General features: G+C 47.6%; 19 protein-coding genes. 6 read left to right on the top strand and 13 right to left on the bottom strand.

Translation table 11 applies throughout. The features are described from left to right. The first annotated feature begins 189 nt into the window (after positions 1–189). From THEAE_RS0117145 to THEAE_RS0117160, 3 genes are all read left to right on the top strand, one after another. Entirely contained in the window at positions 190–1,269 is a 1,080-nt protein-coding gene (locus THEAE_RS0117145) for an endospore germination permease (protein WP_028988274.1), read from the top strand. Positions 1,270–1,391: 122 nt separating this feature from the next. Further along, a complete protein-coding gene (locus THEAE_RS21600) occupies positions 1,392–3,038 on the top strand; it encodes a spore germination protein (RefSeq protein WP_052330128.1) in 1,647 nt (548 codons plus the stop codon). 6 nt (positions 3,039–3,044) lie between these two features. Beyond that, positions 3,045–4,223 carry a Ger(x)C family spore germination protein gene (locus tag THEAE_RS0117160; protein ID WP_028988275.1) on the top strand — a complete coding sequence of 393 codons (1,179 nt, stop codon included), beginning with the start codon at positions 3,045–3,047 and terminating at the stop codon, positions 4,221–4,223. A 37-nt stretch (positions 4,224–4,260) separates the two neighbouring features. On the opposite strand, the gene THEAE_RS0117165 is transcribed toward THEAE_RS0117160, so the two are convergent. Continuing rightward, complete coding sequence (locus tag THEAE_RS0117165; RefSeq protein WP_005586558.1) at positions 4,261–4,857, bottom strand: RsfA family transcriptional regulator; 597 nt, start codon at positions 4,855–4,857, stop codon at positions 4,261–4,263. Between the two features lie 154 nt (positions 4,858–5,011). On the opposite strand from THEAE_RS0117165, the gene THEAE_RS0117170 reads away from it, so the two are divergent. After that, complete coding sequence (locus tag THEAE_RS0117170) at positions 5,012–5,782, top strand: protein-glutamine gamma-glutamyltransferase (protein WP_028988276.1); 771 nt, start codon at positions 5,012–5,014, stop codon at positions 5,780–5,782. Between the two features lie 18 nt (positions 5,783–5,800). Here the strand turns inward: THEAE_RS0117170 and uptA are convergent, their stop codons facing one another. The 3 genes from uptA to THEAE_RS0117195 all read right to left on the bottom strand — a co-directional run bounded on the left by uptA (position 5,801) and on the right by THEAE_RS0117195 (position 9,469). Further along, entirely contained in the window at positions 5,801–6,400 is a 600-nt protein-coding gene (gene uptA, locus THEAE_RS0117175) for an undecaprenyl phosphate transporter UptA (RefSeq protein WP_005586556.1), read from the bottom strand. 216 nt (positions 6,401–6,616) lie between these two features. Further along, positions 6,617–7,939: a hemolysin family protein gene (locus tag THEAE_RS0117185; RefSeq protein ID WP_039944528.1), complete on the bottom strand. Its 1,323-nt coding sequence runs from the start codon at positions 7,937–7,939 to the stop codon at positions 6,617–6,619. 243 nt (positions 7,940–8,182) lie between these two features. Continuing rightward, a complete protein-coding gene (locus tag THEAE_RS0117195; RefSeq protein ID WP_156920736.1) occupies positions 8,183–9,469 on the bottom strand; it encodes an Nramp family divalent metal transporter in 1,287 nt (428 codons plus the stop codon). Between the two features lie 784 nt (positions 9,470–10,253). Here THEAE_RS0117195 and THEAE_RS0117200 point away from each other — a divergent pair. Further along, positions 10,254–11,192 (top strand): cation diffusion facilitator family transporter, encoded by a 939-nt coding sequence (locus tag THEAE_RS0117200; RefSeq protein ID WP_005585690.1) that lies wholly within the window; start codon positions 10,254–10,256, stop codon positions 11,190–11,192. Positions 11,193–11,352: 160 nt separating this feature from the next. Here the strand turns inward: THEAE_RS0117200 and THEAE_RS21605 are convergent, their stop codons facing one another. The 9 genes from THEAE_RS21605 to THEAE_RS21620 form a co-directional block, all read right to left on the bottom strand. After that, positions 11,353–11,586, bottom strand: coding sequence for a mersacidin/lichenicidin family type 2 lantibiotic (locus THEAE_RS21605; protein ID WP_005585691.1), 234 nt, complete (start codon positions 11,584–11,586; stop codon positions 11,353–11,355). A 183-nt stretch (positions 11,587–11,769) separates the two neighbouring features. Next, on the bottom strand, positions 11,770–12,921 hold the full coding sequence (locus THEAE_RS0117210; RefSeq protein WP_028988280.1) for a M50 family metallopeptidase: 1,152 nt from the start codon (positions 12,919–12,921) through the stop codon (positions 11,770–11,772). A gap of 82 nt (positions 12,922–13,003) precedes the next feature. Next, positions 13,004–13,588 carry a flavodoxin family protein gene (locus THEAE_RS21610; RefSeq protein WP_281169613.1) on the bottom strand — a complete coding sequence of 195 codons (585 nt, stop codon included), beginning with the start codon at positions 13,586–13,588 and terminating at the stop codon, positions 13,004–13,006. Between the two features lie 187 nt (positions 13,589–13,775). Continuing rightward, entirely contained in the window at positions 13,776–15,257 is a 1,482-nt protein-coding gene (gene lanM, locus THEAE_RS0117225; protein WP_028988281.1) for a type 2 lanthipeptide synthetase LanM, read from the bottom strand. Between the two features lie 692 nt (positions 15,258–15,949). After that, positions 15,950–16,057, bottom strand: coding sequence for a cytochrome bd oxidase small subunit CydS family protein (cydS, locus tag THEAE_RS23935; protein ID WP_425426407.1), 108 nt, complete (start codon positions 16,055–16,057; stop codon positions 15,950–15,952). Then, entirely contained in the window at positions 16,054–17,082 is a 1,029-nt protein-coding gene (locus tag THEAE_RS0117235) for a cytochrome d ubiquinol oxidase subunit II (RefSeq protein WP_028988282.1), read from the bottom strand. Before THEAE_RS0117235 ends, cydS begins: the two co-directional genes overlap by 4 nt. Beyond that, the gene (locus tag THEAE_RS21615; protein WP_084213668.1) at positions 17,082–18,461 is read right to left on the bottom strand and encodes a cytochrome ubiquinol oxidase subunit I; all 1,380 of its coding nucleotides are present in this window, start codon (positions 18,459–18,461) and stop codon (positions 17,082–17,084) included. The genes THEAE_RS0117235 and THEAE_RS21615 overlap by 1 nt, the downstream gene beginning before the upstream one ends. A gap of 366 nt (positions 18,462–18,827) precedes the next feature. Beyond that, complete coding sequence (cydB, locus tag THEAE_RS0117245) at positions 18,828–19,859, bottom strand: cytochrome d ubiquinol oxidase subunit II (protein WP_005585702.1); 1,032 nt, start codon at positions 19,857–19,859, stop codon at positions 18,828–18,830. Positions 19,860–19,873: 14 nt separating this feature from the next. After that, positions 19,874–21,244, bottom strand: a complete 1,371-nt coding sequence (locus tag THEAE_RS21620) for a cytochrome ubiquinol oxidase subunit I (RefSeq protein WP_084213606.1) — start codon at positions 21,242–21,244, stop codon at positions 19,874–19,876. A 260-nt stretch (positions 21,245–21,504) separates the two neighbouring features. Between THEAE_RS21620 and gndA the strand changes: the two genes are divergently transcribed. Continuing rightward, positions 21,505–22,932: an NADP-dependent phosphogluconate dehydrogenase gene (gene gndA / locus THEAE_RS0117260; RefSeq protein ID WP_005585703.1), complete on the top strand. Its 1,428-nt coding sequence runs from the start codon at positions 21,505–21,507 to the stop codon at positions 22,930–22,932. Positions 22,933–23,089 lie beyond the last annotated feature (157 nt).

Raw genomic sequence — 23,089 nt, forward strand, 5'->3', positions numbered from 1 at the left:
GCGCTTTTCATCGTACCTCTTCCGTGCAAGTTAAAGCGCACATATATTTGTATCTCTATCCTAACGCATCGATCCCCCTTATACAAGGGGAACAGGAAAGAAAAAAGCATCTTTGCCGGAAAACTTGGGAACTCTAGGAAAATAGAACAGGAATCTACATCAACTCTTAGGAGTTGGAAAGGAATCGAGATGAAAGACGACTATTCCTCCATCAATACTCTTCATGCGGGGTTGCTCATGCTCACCTCCGCCGGGTTATACAACCATGTGATGGTGATTCCCCATCTCCTCGCCTCCTCGGGAAGAGATGCTTGGTTTTCATCCCTCCTCGCCGCATTTCCTCTCCTCCTGCTCCTCTTCCTTCTCTCCTATCTGATGAAGAGGATGGAGGGAACTCCCCTTTACGTATGGGTCAGGGAGCGGGGCGGGAGAATCATGGCCGGAGGGCTCTCCTTCCTCTTCGCTCTCTACCTCTTCCTGCAAATCTACATCACCATAAAAGAGATGATCCACTGGACCATCTTTACCTATCTGACGGAAGTCCCCAACTGGGTTTTAAATCTCTTTTTTCTTCTGGCGGTGGGAGCGGCTCTCTACGGGGGCTTAACCACCATCACGATCACCAATATCATCCTCCTTCCCGTCATTATCCTCCTCGGTTTCTTCGTTGCAACCGGCAATGTACCGAATAAAGATTATTCCCTGCTCTTCCCGCTGCTGGAAAACGGGGTTACCCCCCTACTGCGCGGCATTCTTTATACCATGTCGGGTTTTTCGGAGATTGCCCTCCTTTTGCTCCTTCTCCCTTATGTAAAAAAGAGGATCCATTTCACCGGTCTTTTTCTCCTCAGTCTTTCGTTCATTTGGCTTCTTCTCGGTCCGCTTACGGGGGCCATCGCAATATTTGGACCTAAAGAGGGAAGCATGCTCCGCTTTCCCGCCTATGAGGAATGGTCCATCGTATCCATCGGCACCATCTTAACCCACGTCGACTACCTGGCGATCAACCAATGGCTCTCCGGAGCTTTGATCCGCGTATCCCTGCTCAGCTATCTTCTCCTCTCCCTCTTTCCTGCAGCGGATAAAAGCATTTGGAGAAAAAGGGGGCTATTATTCTTCCTGATCTTATTCTTCCTAAGCTCCATTCCCATTCCCGATACAACCTTCTTTGTGTGGCAAAAAAGATCCCTTCTTTTTACCTTCTATCTTTTGCTTCTTCTCCTATTCTTCCTCTTCATTTTGGCGGTTAAGGGAAAAAAGCGTGCATAACTTCCTTTCGCTGTGGGGAAAGGGCTTTTGATGTGCAAAGAGGAGCGGCAAAAACCGGGGAGAAAGAGGAATGGCGCCGGTATGCCGGGGGAAAATAGAACCGGAATCGGTAAGCCTTATGGATGAGTTCATATAAATCGATGGATGCAGGCTTTACCGTTCAAAAAAAGTTTCAAGAAAGGAGCGAGGAGCTTCTTCGTTTCCTTCGGAGAAAGAATGAAAGCTCCCTGGATTCCATGAAGAAAAAAAAAGAGTCACAACAAGAAAGACAAAAAGCGAGCGAACCGGGACACGTCAAAGAGTGGCAACCTTCCACCCAGTTGCAAGAAAATGAGCGATTCCTAAAAAAAGAGCTGCACGGCTGTGAAGATGTAAAGTGGCATCCCATCGAAAAAGAGGGGAAAAATGTGGCTCTCCTTCTTTTTGCCGACGGCATGATCGACCAAGAATCCTTTACGTTCCGACTGATGCCTCAACTGAAGGAATGGATGAAAAACCTTCCACAGGGAGAAAAAGAGGTGAAGGAAAACATTCCGTTTCCCCTCAACGCTTTCCCTACTCCTGTGAAGATGGAGGAATTGATGGAAGGATTGTTTAGTGGCATGGCTCTCCTCCTCATCGACGGGATGAAAGAGATCTTCTTCCTTCCTCTCTCCCATCCCCCGAAGCGGAACCCGGAAGAGTCAAAGACTCAAATCTCCATCCTGGGGCCTCGGGACGGATTCACCGAAGAAATCGGCGTCAATATTGCTCTGATCCGAAAACGGCTAAAAACCTCATCCTTGAAGGTAGAGTTCTATGATTTCGGCCACCGTTCCCACACCCGGGTGGCCCTCCTCTATATGGGAGATATTTTAAATCCCGGGATCCTCCAACAGTTGAAGGAACGTCTCGCCGACGTAGATCTCGATCTCTTGAGCAGCCATCGGCAATTGGCCGATTTTCTCATTCGATCCCCGTTTAACCTCTTCCCCATCTTCTCTTACTCAGGGCGGCCCGATTATGCGGTCGAGTCCCTCATCCGTGGACGTTTCATCCTCCTCGTGGATGGGGTCCCTTTAGCCCTGATTGGCCCGATCAATTTTTACTTTCTGTTGCATAGCCCGGAAGATCCCTATTACATGAATCTGCCCATTTCTTTCGCCCGCATCCTCCGCATCGCAGCCTTCCTGATCTCCATCTTTATGCCTGGTTTTTGGATTGCTCTTTCCACCCATCACCAGGATATGATCCCCCTCCCCCTATTGGCGACCACCATTGTGGACCGGAAAGGGGTTCCCTTCCCGGCAGGGGTCGAGGCTTTTGTGATGGCCTTCCTCTTCTCCCTCCTCGTGGAAGCCGGTTTTCGTCTTCCTTCAGGCATCGGTCAGACCCTCTCCGTCGTGGGCGGCTTAATCATTGGAGATGCGGCCATCGCGGCGGGAATTACCAGCCCGATCCTGGTCGTGGTCATTTCCATCTCCGCCGTTGCCTCCTTTGCATTGGTCAATCAAAATTTGGTGCTGATCGTCTCCATCCTGCGCCTTTTCTCCCTGGCGATGGGGACCTTCTTCGGCATCTTCGGATTTCTTCTCTCCGCCTATTATCTGGTGATCATCCTCGCCAACATGCGCCCCTTTGGTCTCCCCTATCTTGCCCCGCTGCCGGGCTCGGGAGCGAAGGACCTCAGCAAAGCATTCCTCGTCCCAAAGAGAAAATGGGTGAAACGCCGCCCCATTTTCTTAAAGACCGTCGATCCCACTCGAAAAAAAGAGGGGAGTGAGCCATAACAAAAGATGTCCCAACTCTCTTCATCTCGCCCGATTTTCCGTCTAAAACTCCTGATCTCCCTTATGTTTTTTCTACTGCCCACCGGTTGCCTCAACATGGAAGAGCCGGAGAATATGTTCTACATTTACGCCGTTGGGGTCGATTATGACGAAAAAAAGGGGGAATATATCCTCTACGGCCAGGCGCTCAACTTTCAAAGTATCGCCAAGACCGGAAGCATCGGAGGATCCGGCGGGGAAAAAGGAAATGTACAACTATGGGTAGGAGTGGGGAGAGGAATCACCATGGATGGCGCAATCCAAAGCATGATGATTACCTCCCAGCGCCGCCTCTATTGGGGGCATCTCAACGCCATCATCCTCACGGAAAACCTGATGCGCCACGGCGTTCATGACGTTTTTGATTTAACCGCCCGCTTCAATGAACCCAAATATACCGTTTGGCTTTTCGCCACGGCAGATAGCCCCCTGAAGATCCTTTCTTCCATGCCGATCTTGAACGAGTCGCCGGTAAAATCAATTATTGGGGACCCGCACCAGCTTTATGAGACCATTTCCGTCGTGCCGCCGGTTCGCCTTCATCGGCTTACCGCCTATATGAAAGAACCGGGAGGGATGCCTTCCCTGATTCATCTCACCACCACCTCTTCCTATTGGCGGGAAAACCGGAAAAAACAACTAAACCTTTATGTAGATGGGGCAAGTTTTATCCGAAAGGGAAAGTTTGTCTCCACCTTAAAGACAAAAGAGATCTTGGGGTTGCGTTGGATGATCAAGGAGGTTAAAAGACCCCGGATCTCCCTCTTGAAGGGAGACCGGCCTGTGGCCACCCTTTTGCCTTTCAACATCCGCCCCCAGGTTAAGGTCGTCGGCCAGGGGAATCATCCCGCCTTTGATGTGGAGATCCGGTTAAAGGCGACTCTCCTTCAACTGAGCCGGCCGCTTTCAACCGATCGATTGGAGAAGATGGCTGAAGAGCTGGTAAAAAAAGAGGTGCAGGAAACTTATCGGAATGCCGTGGCGAAGAAAGTGGACCCTTATGGTCTCCTCCATCACCTCTATCACCAGGATCCCAAGAGGTGGAGGAAGATTCTCTCCTCCCGGTCGTTTTTTCCTCTAAAGAACGACTCCTTAAGGAGAATCACCGTCAAGGTGGAGATTCTCTCAACCGGAAAAGTGAAATAAGGAGGGAGATACCCCCTCCTTATCTCTTCTCGTTTTCCTAGAGAACACGTTCCAAATTGCCGTTTCTGTCCATCTTAAATACGGGGGTCTCCTCTTGCCCTTCCCCCAAGACCACCATCTTCCTCGCCCGCTCCATGATCTGCAGCAAGGTCTTATAATCGTCGTTTACCGTCTTGGCGGAAGAGTATTCTTCTTTCATCTTCTTGTTCTCCTCTGTTAATCTGCCAATCTCCCTCTCCTTCTCTTTCAACTCCCCTTCCAATTGATGCGCCTTTTTTGTCAATTCCTGCAAAACCGCCTTTTGATCTTTCAGAAAGCGGATCACCGCTTCCATATTAAGATCGGCCAACGTTTCGTCCTCCTGGTCTGAGAGAGAAAACGTACGACGAATGGTGACACGGCTTTTTTTCAACTTCTGCCGCTGTATCTTCGCCAAGGCGATCGCCTCTTTATACGATTTCCGGACGGTGCTGTTCCAGCGGAAACCACAAGCGGCGGCGGTGCGCCCCATCTTCTCTCCCACTTCTTCAAAAGCGGCCAACTGGGTACTCCCTTCCCGAATGTGTCGAAGTACCGTCTCGGCGAGCAACAGATCATCTTCCTCGGTCCATGCATCTTGTCGATTGGCTACCATTTTTCATTCTCCTTTTTCTTCATATCATTCTATATATACTAGTAATGTAGTATGAACGAAAAAGGTGAATCTTAAACATCTATTTTGGGATGCACCCCTTCCATCTTCCTGAATAGATTAAAATAGGCGTTTTTAAGAAAGGAGGAGGGAATCGATGATTGGGTTGGCCGGTCTGGGATTTAGTCCCAACCGCTTCCTCGAAGAGGCCCGACTCTCCCCCATGGAAAAGAAGATCTTCCTCGCCATGCTGCACAGTGAAGGAGCCTACGTCTACCCCTCTTTGCATACTCTCCGTTTCGAGCTTCGCCTTCGGGAGGCAACCGTAGAATCAGCCAAGCTCCTCGATGCAACCCCGGCCGGTTTTGCCTCCTTTGCCGCCTCCCGTTGCAATCCGCAGTATTGGAATCGGACCAGGGAAGGGGGATTCCGCTTGAAGGAAGGGGTAGAACCGGCCACCGCACTTCTCGATATCTTTGAAAACGGGGAAAAATACGCGTTCGAATGTGCCACCGCCGTGGTGATCGTCCTCTATCGGTCGGTCTTAACCCTCCTCGGCCGGGAAACGTTTAACCGACTCTTTGCCGGTCTCTATCTCTGGGACTGGAAGGTGGACCGGGACCTTGGATTAACGACCCGCAAAGATGTGGATTACTACCCTGGCGACATCCTCTACTTCGCCAATCCGGACTATGACCCGCGCACCCCTCACTGGCAGGGAGAGAATACGATCCTCTTAGACGATAACCTCTACTATGGGCACGGGATAGGCATTACCACCCGGGAAGAGATCATTCGCTTCTTGAACCGCTACCGGAAGCCGGGTTCCTCACTGTCCGCCGGCATGAAAAATGCGGCTTCCCGTCCCAGCTATCGTTATCTCGCCCAATTCTCCCCGGAAATAAGAGGAGCGGTTCTCCTCTCGTAAACGGGAACCGCTCCTCTGCTACTGCGCCTTTCCTTTCTCGCTCTTTCGCACATAGAGGAAATAGAGAATAAACACCCCTACCGCCGCAGCGACAATATAGGGAAGATATTGTCCGGAAAGCTCCTTTACATGCATCCAATTGGCTCCGATCTGTTCGCCTACGATCAGGAAGAGGAATGACCAAGGGATGATCGCCAACGTGGTGTATAAGATAAAAAGCCAGACTCCCATCTTGGCAATCCCCGCCGGTACCGAGATGGCGTGACGAACCACCGGAATGAAACGGGCGGCAAAGATCACCCCTGGGCCATATTTTTCGAACCATCGCTCGGCCACATCCAGATGCCTTTCATGGATGAGGAGATACTTCCCATATTTTTTTAACAAAGGCCTTCCTCCATAGTATCCGAGCCAATAGAGGAACAGCTGGGAGAAGACGCCGCCGATCGTTCCTGCCACCATCGCCCCGATGAAATGAATCTTGCCCTGCGCCACCAAAAACCCGCCGTAAGCCAGGACAATCTCGCTCGGAATCACCTCGATCATAAGACCCAGCATGATGCCCAGATATCCCAAATCGGCTAAAAAGGTGAGTACTCCGTAAATAAAAGATTCCATGTGACGCTCCCTTCATGCTTCCCGAGAATTTCTCAGGTCTTCATCGCTCCGGGTGTTTCATCCCTTTTGGGATATCCCTCTGTTCAATCCTCCCTATTATACATCCCGAAAAATGAAAAACCCATGAAAAATCTCTTACACTTAGGTAAGAATCCATAAAAATAGAAGGGGCTTCCTTCTCTTTTGCAAAAGAGGGAAAGCCCACGTCTTGCCTCGTCATCCTGCTGCCGCTTCATCCACAAGGGTATCTTCAGTAGGAGAGAGGAGATGAACGGTAAGCCGGGAGATGCGGAGCTGATCCATCTCTTCGATGATAAACTCGGCCCGTTGATCGTACAAAACCCGTTGACCCTTGCGCGGCGGGATCTCGACTTGGGAATAGACCCATCCCCCGATGGTATCGTAGTCCTCGCATTCGATTTTTAGATGAAATTGTTCGTTCACTTCATCGATCAGAAGACGACCGTCAATCGACCACGTTTCTTCGCCCTTCTTCTCCACCGGCGGGCGCTCCTCGTCAAATTCGTCCTGGATCTCCCCGACGATCTCCTCCAGGATATCCTCCAAGGTGACCAGCCCCGATGTCCCTCCGTATTCATCGATCAGGATGCACATCTCCGTCTTTTTTTTCTGCATGATCTTTAAAAGCTTGCTGATCTGGATGGAGTCCGGCACCTTTGTGATGGGACGGACAAGCCGGCGGATATCCTTCACCTGGTCGTTTTTCCATAAATCTTTAATGTGAATAAACCCGATGATGTGATCCTTATCGGGATCGCAGAGGGGATAGCGGGTATGCATCTCTTTGAAGGTAATCTCCCGATTCTCCTCATAGGTATTCTCGGTATAAAGGCAAACCATCTCCGTCCGGGGGATCATAATCTCCCGGGCGTGGGTCTCGGAAAATTCAAAGATGTTGTCTACCAAGGTTAATTCCGTATTGTCAATGAAGCCACTCTCATGGCTCTCTTTCATCAAGAGGCGAATTTCCTCTTCGGTGTGGGCGGACTGATGATCCGTCTCCGGTTTAAATCCCAGCAACCGTAGAAATAGATTGGCCGCCTCGTTTAGAATCCAGATGAACGGAAACATGATCACATAGAAGAGATGAAGCGGCCGGGCCGCCCATAGGGCGATCGCTTCCGATTGTTGAATGGCCATGCTCTTCGGCGCCAATTCCCCGAGGATGATGTGAAGTGCCGTGATGAGGGAAAAGGCGATCACAAAAGAGAGGGTGTGAAGGATGGCCTCTGAAGTGCCAAGCCCCATCAGTGCTAAAAGCGGCCGTATCATATCGGCCACGGCCGGCTCCCCTACCCAACCTAATCCCAGGGAGGCCAGGGTAATGCCCAGCTGCGTTGCCGATAAATATGCGTTTAAATTGGCAACGATATTCCGAGCAATCTTCGCCTTATGATTCCCTGCCTGAATCAAGGTCTCGATGCGCGTATTCCTTACTTTCACAATGGCAAACTCGGCTGCCACAAAAAAGCCGTTGAGAAAGACAAGGAAGAATACCAGACCAATGTTAAACCACATAGGCAATGGGTCGCTATCCAAATGTTTTCCTATTCTCCATGGGGTGATTCCCGGAACCTCCGTTGAAGAATAGGCGCACCTCCTCATTTTTTAAAGGATTCATTTCTGTGAAACTCCCTCACAAAACTAGGAGTCTCCCGGGAAAATCATATTAACTTTACAGAAATCTAAAATAATTATAGGGGAAGGCGCCCTTCCCCGTCAAGGTCATGTTAAAAATACCGAACATATGATGTCCCTATATCATGCGAAAACGGTATAATACAGGAGGAAGAGATTTAGAGAAATGATGAGGATGGCCACCAACCACGCCAGCACCGTCGTGCTTTTCCGGTTGACCAATCCCCCCATCAGTTTCTCATCACTGGTGAAAAGAATGAGGGGAATGAGGGCAAAGGCAATGCCGAAGGAAAGGATCACCTGGCTTACGACCAGGGCATCGGTTGGATTTATTCCCAAAAGAATTACGGCCAAGGGCGGAATCATCGTAATCAAGCGGCGCAAAAGAAGGGGAATCCTCCGCCGGATAAACCCCTGCATGATGATATCCCCGGAAAGGGTCCCCACCGAAGAACTGGAAAGGCCTGAGGATAGGAGGGCAATTCCAAAGAGAACGGCCGCCATCGGACTGATGAGCTGACCGAACCGGTTGAAAGCCGCATCGATATCCTCCACCGGGAGACGATGGGTGTAAAAAAGGGCCGCCGAGACGATGAGCATGCTGGCATTGACGGCGCCGGCGATCAGCATTGCGATCAGCACGTCGATCTTTTCAAAATGAAAAATACGGGCTTTCTCCCTGTCATTCGTTCCGACCACACGTCTCTGGGTTAGGGCGGAATGGAGATAAATGGCATGAGGCATCACCGTCGCCCCTAGAATCCCCGCTGCCAGCATCATGCTGTTTATATCCTGAAAACGGGGGAGGAAAAGCCCCTGAAGCACTCCGCCGATGGCAGGCCGGGTGAAGAAAACCTGCACGGCAAAGGCGATGACGACCACACCCACCATCATGGCGATGCCGATCTCCAGGGAACGAAAACCACGCCGTTGCAGTTCCAGGATCGCAAAGGATAAAAGGGCGGCCAACAACGCGGACGGAATCATGGGAAGGCCAAAGAGGAGATGAAGCCCTAACGCCGCCCCGATAAATTCGGCCAGGTCGGTTGCCATCACCACCAACTCGCCCTGAATCCACAGCCCGATAGAAACCCAGCGGGGAAAGCGGTCCCTCGATACCTCCGGCAAGTTGAATCCGGTGGCGATCCCCAATTTGGCCGACATCATCTGGATCAGAATGGCCATCAGGTTTGAAAAGAGGACCACCCAAAGCAACAGATATCCATATTGAGACCCGGATGCGATATTGGTGGCAAAATTCCCCGGATCAATATAAGCAACGGAGGCAATAAAGGCAGGTCCCAAGAAGGGGAGTATCTTCTTTAACCCCCGCCTTTTCCCCTGCAGCACTTCATGGGCCGCATGAACGGTAGAACCGGCTGCCGAGCAACTTCCTTGATGCACGCTGATTTCTTCTCGCACCTTTCATCCTCCCCTCTGCGATCCCCCTTAAAATTTGGAGAATCCTTCACTCATTTGTATGAAAACAATAAAGTGGTTGTTCATTAAAGAATTTGGCTTTATGCAAATTAACAATATTAATTATAACTTGAGATCTACGAGAAGTAAATCCTTATCATGAAAGAGCTATTTGCTTTGTACCTTTTTCTTCCCCTTTAGCATGTGAAATTCAAGTTCATTTACGCTACATAACCCCATTTTGATCCGGTATTACAAGGAAATCAAGACGAATTGGTATGATTTGGAGTACCTTGTGGGTGGAGCAGACGATCCCTTTATCCATAAAAACGGCTTGTGGATAAGTTGTGAGGTGACGTTCCAAATCTCCGAGTGCTTGATGCTTGAATTTCGTTCCACACAAACAGTTTCATTTGTGGTATAATGGCCATAACAGATGATCCTCTCCAAGGACAAAATTGTTGCTTACTCACCTACAATTTTACCATGGAAGGATTTATCAGCTTATTTTTTACCACATCGGGAGGCTGGGGTGGAATTTCGCTCAGCCTCTCTTTTTATGTCCAACCCCCCTTATTTTCCGCTTAATTTTGGGGTAAAAATTATTTTCGCTTATCTCTCAACCCTTGTCCTGTCTGGCTTCGCGGACATCTCAAAATGCTCTTTCTTTAAGGATAGGAAAGGGAGGCCACTCAGATTTGACGGTCTGACCGATATCTATTATCATACTTACAACTATATATGGATAGGTAATAGATACAGCGAGGAGAAACGAATGAGAACGGAAGACCACATCCGCCATGCTCACGACCATCATCATCACCACCACCATCGTGATCATCGCAGAGAGGGAGACAAAAAAGGGCTCTTGATGGCGCTTCTGATTACCTCCGCAATGATGTTGTTGGAGTTTTTTGGAGGGCTAATCACCAACAGCTTAGCTCTTCTTTCCGATTCCGGTCATATGCTTAGCGATGCCGGCTCCCTTACCCTCAGCTTGGTAGCCGTTTGGTTCGCCACAAAACCGGCTTCTCCAAGGAAAACCTATGGCTTTTATCGTTTTGAAATATTGGCCGCATTATTTAATGGAGTTACCCTATTTGTGATTGCCGGATTGATCATGTGGGAAGCCATCCGGCGGTTCTTTGAACCCCCGGCCGTCGCAGGTGGTGCTATGATGATGATCGCAACCGCTGGACTGATTGCCAATCTGTTAAGCGCTTGGATCCTTGTGCGGGAAGGCGACGTGAAGGAGAATGTTAATCTTCGTAGCGCCTATCTTCATATCCTTGGGGATGCATTTGGTTCAATAGGGGCTGTTGTCGCGGGGGCAGTCATCTATTTCTTCGGATGGTTTCTTGCCGACCCTATGATTAGTCTCTTCGTTGCTTTGTTAATATTAAGGGGAGCATGGGGAGTGATTCAACATACGATTCATATATTAATGGAAGGAACGCCGATTACGATTGATCAAAGGGAGGTAAAACAAGCATTATTAGAAATTGAAGGGGTGCTTGACGTTCATGATTTACACATCTGGACCATTACTTCAGGATTAGATTCGCTCAGTTGCCATCTATTGATCCGAGACGAAAAGGATGGTCAGCTTATTCTGCAACAGGCCATTCACAAAATAGAGGAACGGTTTAAGATCATGCATACGACCATTCAGGTGGAAAAATCGCATCTACAGCACGCCGATATGAAAGTATAGTCCAATGTTTAAATGTATCTCGGTACATTTGTGACTCGGCTGTGATAGGGCGAAAAAAATTATAAGGTATAAAAAACTTATATTTAAGAAATTTTAGAGCTGTGGCATAATGATAGCGCTTTATTAAATTTAAAAAAGAGGGAGATGTTCAATGGAGTCTTTAATTTTTACAAACAAGCTCTGTAGCGAGATAGGTGACCACAAAACTGACGATTCCACCACATACCATCGTTGACCTTGGTATCTTTTTATTCTCTTCGGCACCAAACAAATGGATCATTTCTTCCTCAGATAATTCATCGGCGCTTTTCCCCGAAGGATGATTTACCGGAGCACTTAAATGCTTGCGGTAATCCAGATCTTTCCACGCCTTAATCAGGTTTTCGTCTGACATCTTAACACAACCTCTTTTCTACTAATATTTTTATTTTCCCTTCAACACTCGATAGGATATGGAGTTGCAGTAAATGTCTCCCACGTTTACCTAAGTCAAAAATGCCAAACCGCAATCGCTATGCTCCATTTGTTCCACATATGGAACCCTTTTCCTTTTGATCATTCTTATCATTCCCATCGATCATAATTCATCCATATTTACACGTTCAATAAAAAGAGGGTTTGATTGATCACTATTGAAATGGTGAGATATCTTTTCCTTCAATTGCAGAAACAGATTTCGTTCAATCTCTATATACGGAATGTCCTCCATGCTTCGTAAAATTTTATCGTATTTTTTCATCAATTGTTGGACTTCCTTTTTATTCCCCTTCAAGACGCCCATAATTATACGAATAAGTAAAACATTTTCTTTCACCTTTACATGTTGACCCAACGATTGAGCGGTCTCATATGTGAGTTGATCTGTGTGATAGAGAAATAGATGAAGGATTTTATAAGTGTAATAGTAACTAATCAGTATCTTTCGGAAATCCTTATACGATGATTTAAGACCTACTTCTATATATTTTTTGAGGTTTGAAATGGCTTGAGACAAGCCATAAACATCCAAATCATAATAAAAAAGGAAAAAGATATCAGATGGGAAAAAAAATGAATCAAATAAATCCGTATTCATCTTTTTTTCCATCATGCTTTGTTTGCTAGATGATACCAGGCGGTTGTCCCATTCCCTTGGTTTCTTACCGGACATCATCTCAGCCACAATTTTCATGCTTCTTTCGATATCGGAAAACTTTACCCTATTCCGAATCAAAAAATAGGCAACAGCTCCATCATTGCTGAATTGGCCGAATGGGATAACAGTTCCGAAAAAAAGGAAAGAATTGATCAAAAAACTATATAGAAATAGCGTTTCACTCGTCGATAGCGATTTATAAGCGTATAAACTGGTTGATGCAGCAATGAGTGAAAATAATGGACCCCCTAAAGCATAAATGATGAGTTGGATGCGACCCACTCCCCCCCTTAAAGGTACCATGATCGTCACTCCGCCACCTTCCCACAAATAAGGGAACTCCTTAATTTTTAATCCATGATCAGTTTTTATGATATTTATTGGCCATATAATGACTTGCCTAAAAGAGAAACCCACCAACCACCCGGCAACCACATGGCCAAATTCGTGAAAAGCAATTCCCCCAAAAAGTAATAACAATAAAATCCACACGAAATGAATGATTGAGGAAAACTGCGGGAATACCTGACTAACAAGAATAGATAGCACTGCAATAACCGTGATTAGTCTAAATGGTTTTAATAATCGATCCATCACAGCCCCTCCCTGGAAATTTAGATTGATGCCCCCCCGCATCTATATGAATTTTTCACGACTATCCAGAAACGAATAAACATCATGTACGTTCTTGCCACTGAGTTGGACTCGTTCTCAATCGATCCATTCGATCCATATATTCCTGAAAGGTGTCGCATTCAAATAATCTGTTTTCATGCCAATATCTGAACTCCGCTTGATCCTTCGGTTGTGCTAACATGATTAATTTCATCGTTGCAAAGGAAGCTTCTAAATCTTCATTAGTCTTTGTTATTTTTACACCATTAAGATATTCAAGTATTGTTCGTAGTGTTTTACGAAACTTGTTTTCTTTCTCTTGTTCTGTATCGATGGTAAATATGGATGTCCGGTCCACAACGATGATCCCCATATATCTGGACACTTTGGATAGATATTCTTCAACCAATTCGGCTCCGTTGGTTGCAGCAGAGACAATCACTGCTCCAGGTTTCCCATGTAATCGGAATAAATGAGCCCAGTAGGACAATCGATCGATTAAAGCTTTCATATCCGCAGATACATTATGGGAATAAACCGGACTGGCTAATATGATGAAGTCTGCAGCGAGCATCTTTTTTTTGATGAGATTCATATCATCATCCGGAAGATTGTCTTGCTCACAATACCCTTTTTCAAAACAAATTTTTCAGCCCGTTGAATGATGTATGTGTGTATTTGTTGCACTAAATAAATCACACCGTACGTCCTCTTGTTGACTAAGAAGCTCTTCTTTGAGTCGTCGAAGATATTTCATTAGCTGCGATTCTTCATTTCTGATTCCTCCATAAATAAACACTTTTTTGGGCGGCATAACCAACACCCCTCAATCATTAGTCTAGCGTCAAAACAGATGGAACCGTTTTGTGATCTGCCAATCTCAATAGCTGGTAACCAATTCCCGATAAGCCTGTAAATAGTCCGATCGCCGTGAATCCAGGAATTGATCTGACCTGATAATGCCCACGTTTCTCTGCCTTGTTGATGATGTCAATCGCAATTTTACGCGCGGTATACAAATATCGTTTTTCGCCGCTTACTTCATATTTACTGAGGAACAGTTCGGTACTTCCCATATTTCCATGGCATAAACAATCGTCTCCATGAAACTTACTTTTAAATAGATCGTATATCGACCTATCGATTTCATCATCCAACCATGGGTCAGTATAAATTCTTGAAAGTTTTATTCGACTAAGACCAACACCCGTTGTTCCATGACACCAGCTTTCCTTAAAAATTCCGTCGTTAATTGTACTGTCCTCTTTTCCTGCGTTTATTTTGGATCGGTCATATTCTAACAACATTAATCCACGTTCTTTAAATTTCCGATTTTTGGCGATTTCCCCAAGCCTTATAAGTACCAATGCTAATGAACTTGCCCCATGCGCAAAGCCACTCATCGGTTCGTCGTTTTCATCGAGCTGTTGGATTAAGAGGTTTCCTAACTTAATTGAAAGAGTTAAAGCATCAAGATTTCTTGTGGTTAGATAATGATCTAAGAATTGATAAACTAAACTGGCTGTACCGCCTACCCAATCATATTGGTCTAGCGTTTTATATTGGCGATCGCAGTCTTCTATGATTTCGTTAAGAACTCTTGCTAATCTGTCTTCTTTTTCATTTGCTAAGATTTTGCGTAGTGGGTAAAGCAAAGAAGCTCTACCGGTAAAACCGGATACATTGGGAAACTCTTTTATTTTATGTTCTGCGGAATTCAAAACGATTCGATAAATCCTTTCATATTTCGCCTTGTTGGTAAGCCGATATAAGTAGTAAAAAAACAAAGTCATACCTGATAATCCGTCGTAAAACGTTCCATCAACCGGTCCAATATTCCACTGATCTTTATTTTTCGGATTGACAGTTAACCACGATATCAAATTGGAGTCTTGATCGATAAAGGCCTCATCTAATAAGAGATCACTAATTCTTTCCGCCTCACGGATAAATATCTCCCGTTCCTCAATACTTCTTGTTTTTTGAACCGATACGATTGATGCTAACGTCTCGTGGTACACTGGTTTAGAAACCATTGATGGGTATACGCCCAATGAGACTTTCATCACGGAAATTTGTCTATTGACTTCCGCTTGCGTTAAATGTTTGATTTTATTCATGACAACTTGATAACCTGTATCTTCAAAAAAATTGCTATATTTATGTCCCCTGCTGTCTATCAGATCAAGCGAGTCAGTATAACTATAAAATATCGGAATATCGTGATGCAGAAGATCTATATATTCACTTTTAATTATTTCCTTTTTCTTAAAAGGGAAAGACCATGTTACACTGCTAATGTTACACTGCTTCATTTTTTCTCTGCTCTACTCATCGTTGCTTGCACTTCTCGTATTCTTGATCGTATCTGATCTAAGCAATTTTTGCCTATGCAATATTTTAACTATTCCTATTCGAACTGTCAAGGAAGATTTAGGAAGAGCTATTTGCTTTGTACCTTTTTCTTCCCCTTTAGCATGTGAAATTCAAGTTCATTTACGCTACATAACCCCATTTTGATCCGGTATTACAAGGAAATCAAGACGAACTGGTATGATTTGGAGTACCTTGTGGGTAAAAAGAGCAGACGATCCCTTTATCCACAAAAACGGCTTGTGGATAAGTTGTGGTGTGACGTTCCAAATCTCCGAGTGCTTGAATTTCGTTCCACACAAACAGTTTCATTTGTGGTAAAAAGGCCATAACGGACGATCCTCTCCAAGGACAAAATTGTGGTTTGGTTAATTACAATTTTACCATGGAAGGATTCATCTGTTTATTTTTTTACCACATCGGGAGGCTGGGGTGGAATTTCGCTCAGCCTCTCTTTTTATGTCCAACCCCCCCTTATTTTCCGCTTAATTTTGGGGTAAAAATTATTTCACTTATCTCTTAACCCTTGTCCTGTCTGGCTTCGCGGACATCGAAAAATGCTCTGAAAAAGGGCCGCCGGTGAAACACGGCAGCCCTTTCCGTCACTCCTTTTTCCCGTGCCCCGCACGGATTCCTATTTTTCTCGCCTTAAAAAATCTGCCTTACCCCCCCAAAGAAAGGCGAGTAAGATGCTGGCCAAGACCGTTAAGGGCGGTGCGTAAAAAAGGAGAAACTCCTTCATGATCCATGACCTCCTTTCTTTTTTCCCTTCACATATTCCGGATCGAAAAGGAAAAGGCGGAGCAATAAATAGAGGGCGGGAATTAAGGCAAACAAGCCTAAAACAAAGCTGATCATCAAGGCTTTCGCCATGGCCTGGTTGGTAAATCCGTCGTCAATGGTGAGGTAGGGATAGAGTAGGTAAGGATAATGGGAAAAGCCGTACCCGAAGAAAGCAAGCCCGAATTGAAGCACCACCAGAAAAAAGGCGAGACCGTATCTCTCTCGGCGGTAGAGAAGCATGACCGCACCGGCAAAACATAAGAGCGAAAGGGCAAAGAGCCACCAACTATCCGTCATGCGTCTAAAATGCTCCGGATTGTGCAGGCGCAAGGAATAGGAGGTAACCAAGGCCGCCAATAAAGTGGGAAGGCTCCATCGCAGGGCGTATCGTCTAAGAAGCTGCTCCGCCTTTTTATCGTCGGCGGCCTTGGCATAAAAGGTAAGAAAAGTGGCCGAGATAAAGAGAATACTCGTAATGGCGAGGAGGACAACGCTTAAGGCATAAGGACTTCGGAGAAGCTCCCCATAAAGGAGATCTGCACCATCATCTTTCACAGCCATAAACCCTCCCTCCGATATGGGAAAGACAATGGAGAGGGAGGCAGGGATGAAAAGGCCGGTCAGACCATAAAGAAGGGTATAATATCGATTCCCTCCACCGTAGGCATGAAAGGCATAGTAAGAGCCGCGGATGGCGAGCAGGATGATGGAGATGCTGGCCGGGATGAGAAGAGCGGAACCGTAATAATAGGCGGTTTTCGGGAAGAAACCGACAATCCCCACGAAAAAGAAAACGAGAAAGACGTTGGTTACTTCCCAAACGGGTGAGAGATACCGCTCCACCACACCGCGAATCACCTGTCGATTTCCCGACAGCTCGCTGTACACATGGAGAAATCCCGCGCCGAAATCGATGGAAGCCACGATCATATAGCCGAAGAGGAATGTCCACAGTACCGTGATCCCTATCAGTGCCAGGCTCATCAGCCCTTCCCTCCCCTGAGAGGCGTTTTGCCTATCCTATCCCCTTTTTCCCCTTCACCGGGGCTTTCCCGCCATAGGCTCATCTTGCCGCTTTCTTCCCAGGCCGCCAGTTCCTGTTCAACAGGATGACGGGCAAATATCTTCCGGAGGACCACAAAGCTCATCACCCCGAGGAGAAGATAAAGGCAGGCGAAGAGGAGAAGAAGAAGATCAACATAGGGAGAGGTCGTTGCCCCTTCCGGCGTCCGCATCACCCCGCGGAGAATCCAGGGCTGCCTTCCCACCTCGGCGAAGACCCAACCCAATTCGACGGCGATGAGGGCCATGGGACCACCGGCTGCGATTCCGTAAAGGAGGGCAGGCCGGTATGGATTCCTGTTCTTCCTGGAATAAAAAAGGAATAGATAGAGAAGGGAAAGAACGGTGAGGGCAACGCCGATCACCACCATCAGGTCAAAAAAGTAGTGGATCATGAGAGGCGGGCGATCCTCGGGCGGAAATTGATTCAGCCCGATCACCTCGGCCCAAGGCATCGAATGAGCCAGTATGCTTAATGCGTACGGGATCTTAATTCCATATTGGATCTCCTGATTGTCGGTGAGAATGCCAAAGAGAACTAAAGGGGCATTCTTCCCCGTTTCGAAATGCCATTCCGCCGCCGCCAACTTTTCGGGCTGGTACTCGGCCAGGAACTTCCCGGAGAAATCTCCGATGACGGCGGTGGCGATGGAAAAAATCAGGGCTGCCGCCATGGTGAGATGGAGAGCTTTCTTATGGTAAATATGCGCCTTTCCCCTGAGGAGATGCCATGCGGCGATGGTGGCCAAAAGGAAAGCGGAGGCCATATAGGCGGAAACGAGAACATGGGAGGCCTTCGTCGGAGTGGCCGGATTAAACATGGCGGCGAGGGGATCAATCTCCGTCATCTGCCCATTTCGCAGTACAAATCCTTGAGGAGTATTCATAAACGCATTAACCGTCGTGATGAAGAAGGCGGAAAGGGAGGACCCCAAAACGACGGGAATCAAGAGCAGAAAATGGATCCATGGATTTTTGAAGCGATCACCGGTATAAAGATAAATGCCCAAAAAGATCGCCTCGATAAAAAAAGCGAAGGTCTCAAGAAATAAAGGCAAACTAATCACCTGTCCCGCAATCTCCATAAAGCGAGGCCAAAGAAGACTAAGTTGCAATCCAATCGCCGTTCCGGTCACGACCCCCACGGCCACAGTGACGACAAGCCCCCGGGTCCAGCGCCGGGCCAGGAGAAGGTAATGGGGATCCTTCTTAAGGATTCCCCTCCACTGAGCCAGGGCGATCATCAAGGGAACGCCAACGCCGACGGTGGCGTATAGGATGTGAAAGGCCAGCGTGGTCATGGTAAGAATGCGGCTTGATAGCACCGGATCATAGGCAGGGAGCACGGTCTTCCCTCCTTTCCATGTTCTTTTCCGTCCAACACCTGCTTCACAGCGCAGATCCCCTCACCATTTTTCTCATCATGTCGGTCCCTTCCCATTCTTTCACTCCCCGTTTCATCCCATTCCTGTTTTTCTATTTAACTCATTTGTACTATCTTTATAGTCATTACAGTTTTATCATATCCCCTTGCCCTTCATCCCAAAAGAGGAGAGGGAAGATCGTCATATAATGTTCATTTTCTCTGTAACAATCTTGTCACAAAAAAACCGCCCACCTCGCGTGGACGGTTTTTCTATAAGATTTGAAACACTTGGCGCAACCGATTACTGATGGTACCCTCTCGCATTTTGAATCGTGATCTTTTCCTTAAAGAGGAAGTAGGTCCACAGCTGATATGCGATAATGATGGGAACCATCACAACGGCAACGATAAACATGATGGTGAGGGTTTTTTGGCTGGCCGCCGCCTGGAAAAGGGTGATGCTATATTTGGGATCAATCTTGGACAAGAGCATATTGGGGAAAAGCCCGATAAACCCTGTCGCTACGGTTAAAAGAATCGTTCCGAAGAGAGAGAGGAAAGCGGCCAGTTTCCTCCCTTTGTTTTGATAGAAACGGACCAAAAGGAGGGCAGCCAGCGCTAAGGCCGGTACCAGGAAAAGGACGGGATAGGTGACGAAATTATGGAGCAGCGGGGTCATGGCGGCGGTGGCGATCAGAAAGATGCCATAGATGGCGGCCGCCACAGCCCATAGGGTTTTCGACAGTTTCCAGGCCCGCTCTTCCACATCCCCTTTCACCTTAAAGGCGATCCAGAGGCTGCCGGATAAAGCAAAGAGGGAGACGAAGGTAAGACCCCCGATCAGGCCATAGGGATTGAGGAGCGTCAGCAGGGTGTCGGAACTTCCGTTTGCATCGATAAGAAGTCCCTGAAAGAGATTGGCGAAGGCAACTCCCCAGAGCAAAGCCACGGCGGCACTGCCTGCGAAGAAGGCCCATTTCCAAAAGGTTTTCCACTTGGGATCTTCATGTTTATGCATAAATTCCAAACCGATGGCCCGGAAGAACAAGGCAAACAGGATGAGGAAGAGAGGAACATAGAGATAGCTGAACATCAGCGCATAGGTGAGGGGGAAGGCGGCAAAGGTCGCTCCTCCTGCCGTAATCACCCAGACCTCGTTTACGTTCCAATAGGGACCGATGGTCTCCTGCAGCTGCAATTCCTCTTGTTTGGACTTCGAGAGAAAGGGAAAAAGAATTCCCGTTCCCAGCGTATATCCATCCAGTGCGAAATAAACCATCCAGAGGACCGCCCAAAGAGCAAACCAAATGATGGCCAGCACTTCTTGGCTCATTTTAGAATCCCTCCTTACGCCTGTATAGGACGGGCGCTTTTCCCAGGATCCACCTTTGGCGTTTCTCCAGGAATGTCGTTTTCGGGGCCCGCCACAGCATATTTTCGGAGCAGACGAAGATCAGAAATGATGAGAATGCCGTAGAAAAGGAAGAGACCTACCATCGAAAAGATCATTTCGCCCATAGCGATCGGGGACACCGCCTCATCGGTCTTCATCAGACCAAATACAATCCATGGTTGACGTCCCATCTCGGCAACCACCCACCCTAAATTAATGGCCACGTAAGGGAGGGGGATGGTGTAGAGGAGAACCTTGAGATAGCGGGATGAATCAAGCAATTTTTGTTTCGAATAGAGGTAAAAGCCGTAGATGGCCATAAAGAGGAAGTAGAGCCCTAAACCGATCATAAGGCGGAAGCTCCAGAAGACAACGGATACGTTTGGACGCTCCTCCGCAGGAACTTCCTTCAATCCTTTGACCTCACCGTGAATATCGTTCTTATTGAAGAGACTTCCCAGATACGGGATGCCTAAAAGCTCCACGGAATTCCGCTCATTGGCCGGATCAGGAATCTGGAAGAGATAGAAGGGGAGGTCTTTACCGGTTTCCCAAACCGCTTCAAAGGCGGCAGCCTTCACAGGATTTACCTTCCCGGTATTCACTCCGTGGAAGTGGCCGATAATGGGTACCATGAGGGTCGAGATGACCGCCATGATGAGGGCCATTTTAAAGGAACGGGTAAAAAACTCGAGATGGTGCTTCCGAAGCAAATGATACGCGCTAACGCCCAACACGAAGAAAGAACCGACAATGTAGCTGGCAAAAATCGTATGGGTAAACATATACCAAACATACGGATTTGCCATCACGGCGCCGAAATTCTCCAACTGAATCTTCCCATCCACGATGGAATAACCGACGGGGTTTTGCATGAAGCCGTTCGCCGTAATAATCCACAAGGCGGAGATGTTCGTACCGATCGCCACCATCCACATGGAGAAGGCCCGCAGTTTCGGAGAAAATTTATTCCGGCCGAAGAACCAAACCCCGAAAAACGTGGATTCAAGGAAGAATGCCAATAGCGCCTCAATCGCCAGCGGTGAACCGAAAATGTCCCCCATGAACTTCGAGTACTCTGACCAGTTGGTCCCAAACTGAAACTCCATGGTAATTCCCGTCACCACGCCCAGGGCGAAGTTAATGGCGAATAACTTGCCCCAAAAATCGGCCATCCGGCGGTAAATATCCTCTTTCTTGCGGGCGTAAAGCGTTTCCATAATCGCCACCAAGATGACCAGCCCGATGGTGAGCGGGACGAACAGGAAATGGAAGAAGGCCGTGAGTCCAAACTGCCAACGGCTTAGCGCCACAATTCCCGACATCCTCATATCCCCCTTTTTCAATAAAATTTTATAAAATCAGTTCCCAATTCTTACTTTATGATGAATCCTCCCTGAAACCTATAGGGGTTTTCCACTATTCCCAAGGTAGTTGTTACGGCATCATGGCAAAGTTGTTGCGAAGATGTGAATCGATGAACGATTGAAAGTTTTAAACCCTTCCCCCTTTGATTTTCTCCCCTATTTAGGAGAAAATAAGGTAGTGGAACGGAAGGCAGAGTGCAGGGAAGGAGTGTTCATCCATGAAAAATGAGATCGGCGTGATCGGTTTGGGAGTAATGGGAAAAAATTTAGCCTTCAATATAGAAAGCAGAGGGTATTCCGTTTCGGTCTTTAACCGTTCACCGGACAAGACAAAAAAGATGCTCTCCGAGGCGGAGGGGAAAAAGATTGAAGGGTTTTATACCATCGAGGATTTTATCGCATCTCTGGAACGCCCACGGAAGATCCTCCTCATGGTCCAAGCCGGAGAGGCGACCGATGCCACGATTCGGCAACTTCTCCCCCATTTGGAGAAAGGGGATCTCTTAATCGATGGGGGGAATTCCTTCTTTCAGGATACAAGGCGGCGGAGCATGGAGCTGGATAAGGCGGGCATTCTCTTCTTAGGGATGGGCGTTTCCGGAGGGGAAGAAGGAGCCCTCCATGGTCCTTCCCTCATGCCCGGAGGTTCGAGAAAGGCATATCAACTGGTGGAAAGGATCTTATTGTCCATTGCGGCCAAAGCGGAAGGAACCCCTTGTTCCGCCTACATGGGCCCCGACGGAGCCGGACATTATGTGAAGATGGTCCATAACGGCATTGAGTATGGAGATATGCAGCTCATCAGTGAAGCCTATGATATTCTTTCCCGTGGTTTAGGCATGGAAACGAATGAACTGGCAGAGGTCTTTGCCGCTTGGAAGGAAGGGGAACTCGACAGCTACCTGATCGAAATTACCGCTGAGATCTTTAAGAAAAAAGATCCCGAGACCGGGAAACCCCTCCTGCATCTCATTATGGATCGGGCCGGACAAAAAGGGACGGGGAAATGGACCAGCGAAAGCGCCCTGGATTTGGGAGTTCCCCTTTCGGTCATTACCGAATCGGTCTTTGCCCGCTACCTTTCCGCCAAAAAAGAGGAACGGGTCAAAACCGGACGACTGATCAAAGGACCTAAAGGAGAAGGGGCGGGGAAGTTTTTAGAGGAAAAAGAGCGTTCCTCCCTGGTAGAAGCGGTTCGAAAAGCCCTTTATGCCAGCAAAATCATCTCCTATGCCCAAGGGTTCTCCCAACTGAAGGCGGCCTCCGATGTGTACGGATGGGAGCTCGATTACCGGAAAATCGCCATGATCTGGAGAGGAGGCTGCATCATCCGGGCCCGCTTCCTGCAAAATATTATGGAGGCGTATGAAGAGGAACCCTCCCTCCAAAATCTCATCACCGCCCCATATTTCCGCAGCATTTTGGAGTCTTACCAAGAAGAATGGCGCAGGGTGGTCGCCTTTGCGATCATGCGGGGGATTCCTGTCCCCGCGTTCTCCAGCGCCCTAGCCTATTTTGACAGTTACCGCTCCGAACGGCTCCCGGCCAATCTCATCCAGGCCCAACGGGATTATTTCGGCGCCCATACCTATGAGCGGGTCGATCGGGAGGGAATTTTCCATACGAACTGGAAAGAGGAAGAATAAGAATTGAACGTTTTATGTCGAACCGGACGGGCCTCGTCCGGTTTTTTCATCATTTTTCACCAATTCACCAATCTTTCTTCAAACTTTCCCTAGAATATTTATAATCATTCAAAAAATCAAGGGATTTCCCCTATATATTTACCCTGTTTATTTACAA

It is taken from the genome of Thermicanus aegyptius DSM 12793 (assembly GCF_000510645.1).
In the GTDB taxonomy this organism is placed as follows: Bacteria; Bacillota; Bacilli; order Thermicanales; family Thermicanaceae; genus Thermicanus; species Thermicanus aegyptius.

Coding starts and splice junctions, on each gene's coding strand:
- THEAE_RS0117145 (WP_028988274.1), top strand. CDS start 190: ATGAAAGACGACTATTCCTCCATCAATACTCTTCATGCGGGGTTGCTC.
- THEAE_RS21600 (WP_052330128.1), top strand. CDS start 1,392: ATGAGTTCATATAAATCGATGGATGCAGGCTTTACCGTTCAAAAAAAG.
- THEAE_RS0117160 (WP_028988275.1), top strand. CDS start 3,045: ATGTCCCAACTCTCTTCATCTCGCCCGATTTTCCGTCTAAAACTCCTG.
- THEAE_RS0117165 (WP_005586558.1), bottom strand. CDS start 4,857: ATGGTAGCCAATCGACAAGATGCATGGACCGAGGAAGATGATCTGTTG.
- THEAE_RS0117170 (WP_028988276.1), top strand. CDS start 5,012: ATGATTGGGTTGGCCGGTCTGGGATTTAGTCCCAACCGCTTCCTCGAA.
- uptA (WP_005586556.1), bottom strand. CDS start 6,400: ATGGAATCTTTTATTTACGGAGTACTCACCTTTTTAGCCGATTTGGGA.
- THEAE_RS0117185 (WP_039944528.1), bottom strand. CDS start 7,939: ATGTGGTTTAACATTGGTCTGGTATTCTTCCTTGTCTTTCTCAACGGC.
- THEAE_RS0117200 (WP_005585690.1), top strand. CDS start 10,254: ATGAGAACGGAAGACCACATCCGCCATGCTCACGACCATCATCATCAC.
- THEAE_RS21605 (WP_005585691.1), bottom strand. CDS start 11,586: ATGTCAGACGAAAACCTGATTAAGGCGTGGAAAGATCTGGATTACCGC.
- THEAE_RS0117210 (WP_028988280.1), bottom strand. CDS start 12,921: ATGGATCGATTATTAAAACCATTTAGACTAATCACGGTTATTGCAGTG.
- lanM (WP_028988281.1), bottom strand. CDS start 15,257: ATGAAGCAGTGTAACATTAGCAGTGTAACATGGTCTTTCCCTTTTAAG.
- cydS (WP_425426407.1), bottom strand. CDS start 16,057: ATGAAGGAGTTTCTCCTTTTTTACGCACCGCCCTTAACGGTCTTGGCC.
- THEAE_RS0117235 (WP_028988282.1), bottom strand. CDS start 17,082: ATGAGCCTGGCACTGATAGGGATCACGGTACTGTGGACATTCCTCTTC.
- THEAE_RS21615 (WP_084213668.1), bottom strand. CDS start 18,461: ATGACCACGCTGGCCTTTCACATCCTATACGCCACCGTCGGCGTTGGC.
- cydB (WP_005585702.1), bottom strand. CDS start 19,859: ATGAGCCAAGAAGTGCTGGCCATCATTTGGTTTGCTCTTTGGGCGGTC.
- THEAE_RS21620 (WP_084213606.1), bottom strand. CDS start 21,244: ATGTCGGGAATTGTGGCGCTAAGCCGTTGGCAGTTTGGACTCACGGCC.
- gndA (WP_005585703.1), top strand. CDS start 21,505: ATGAAAAATGAGATCGGCGTGATCGGTTTGGGAGTAATGGGAAAAAAT.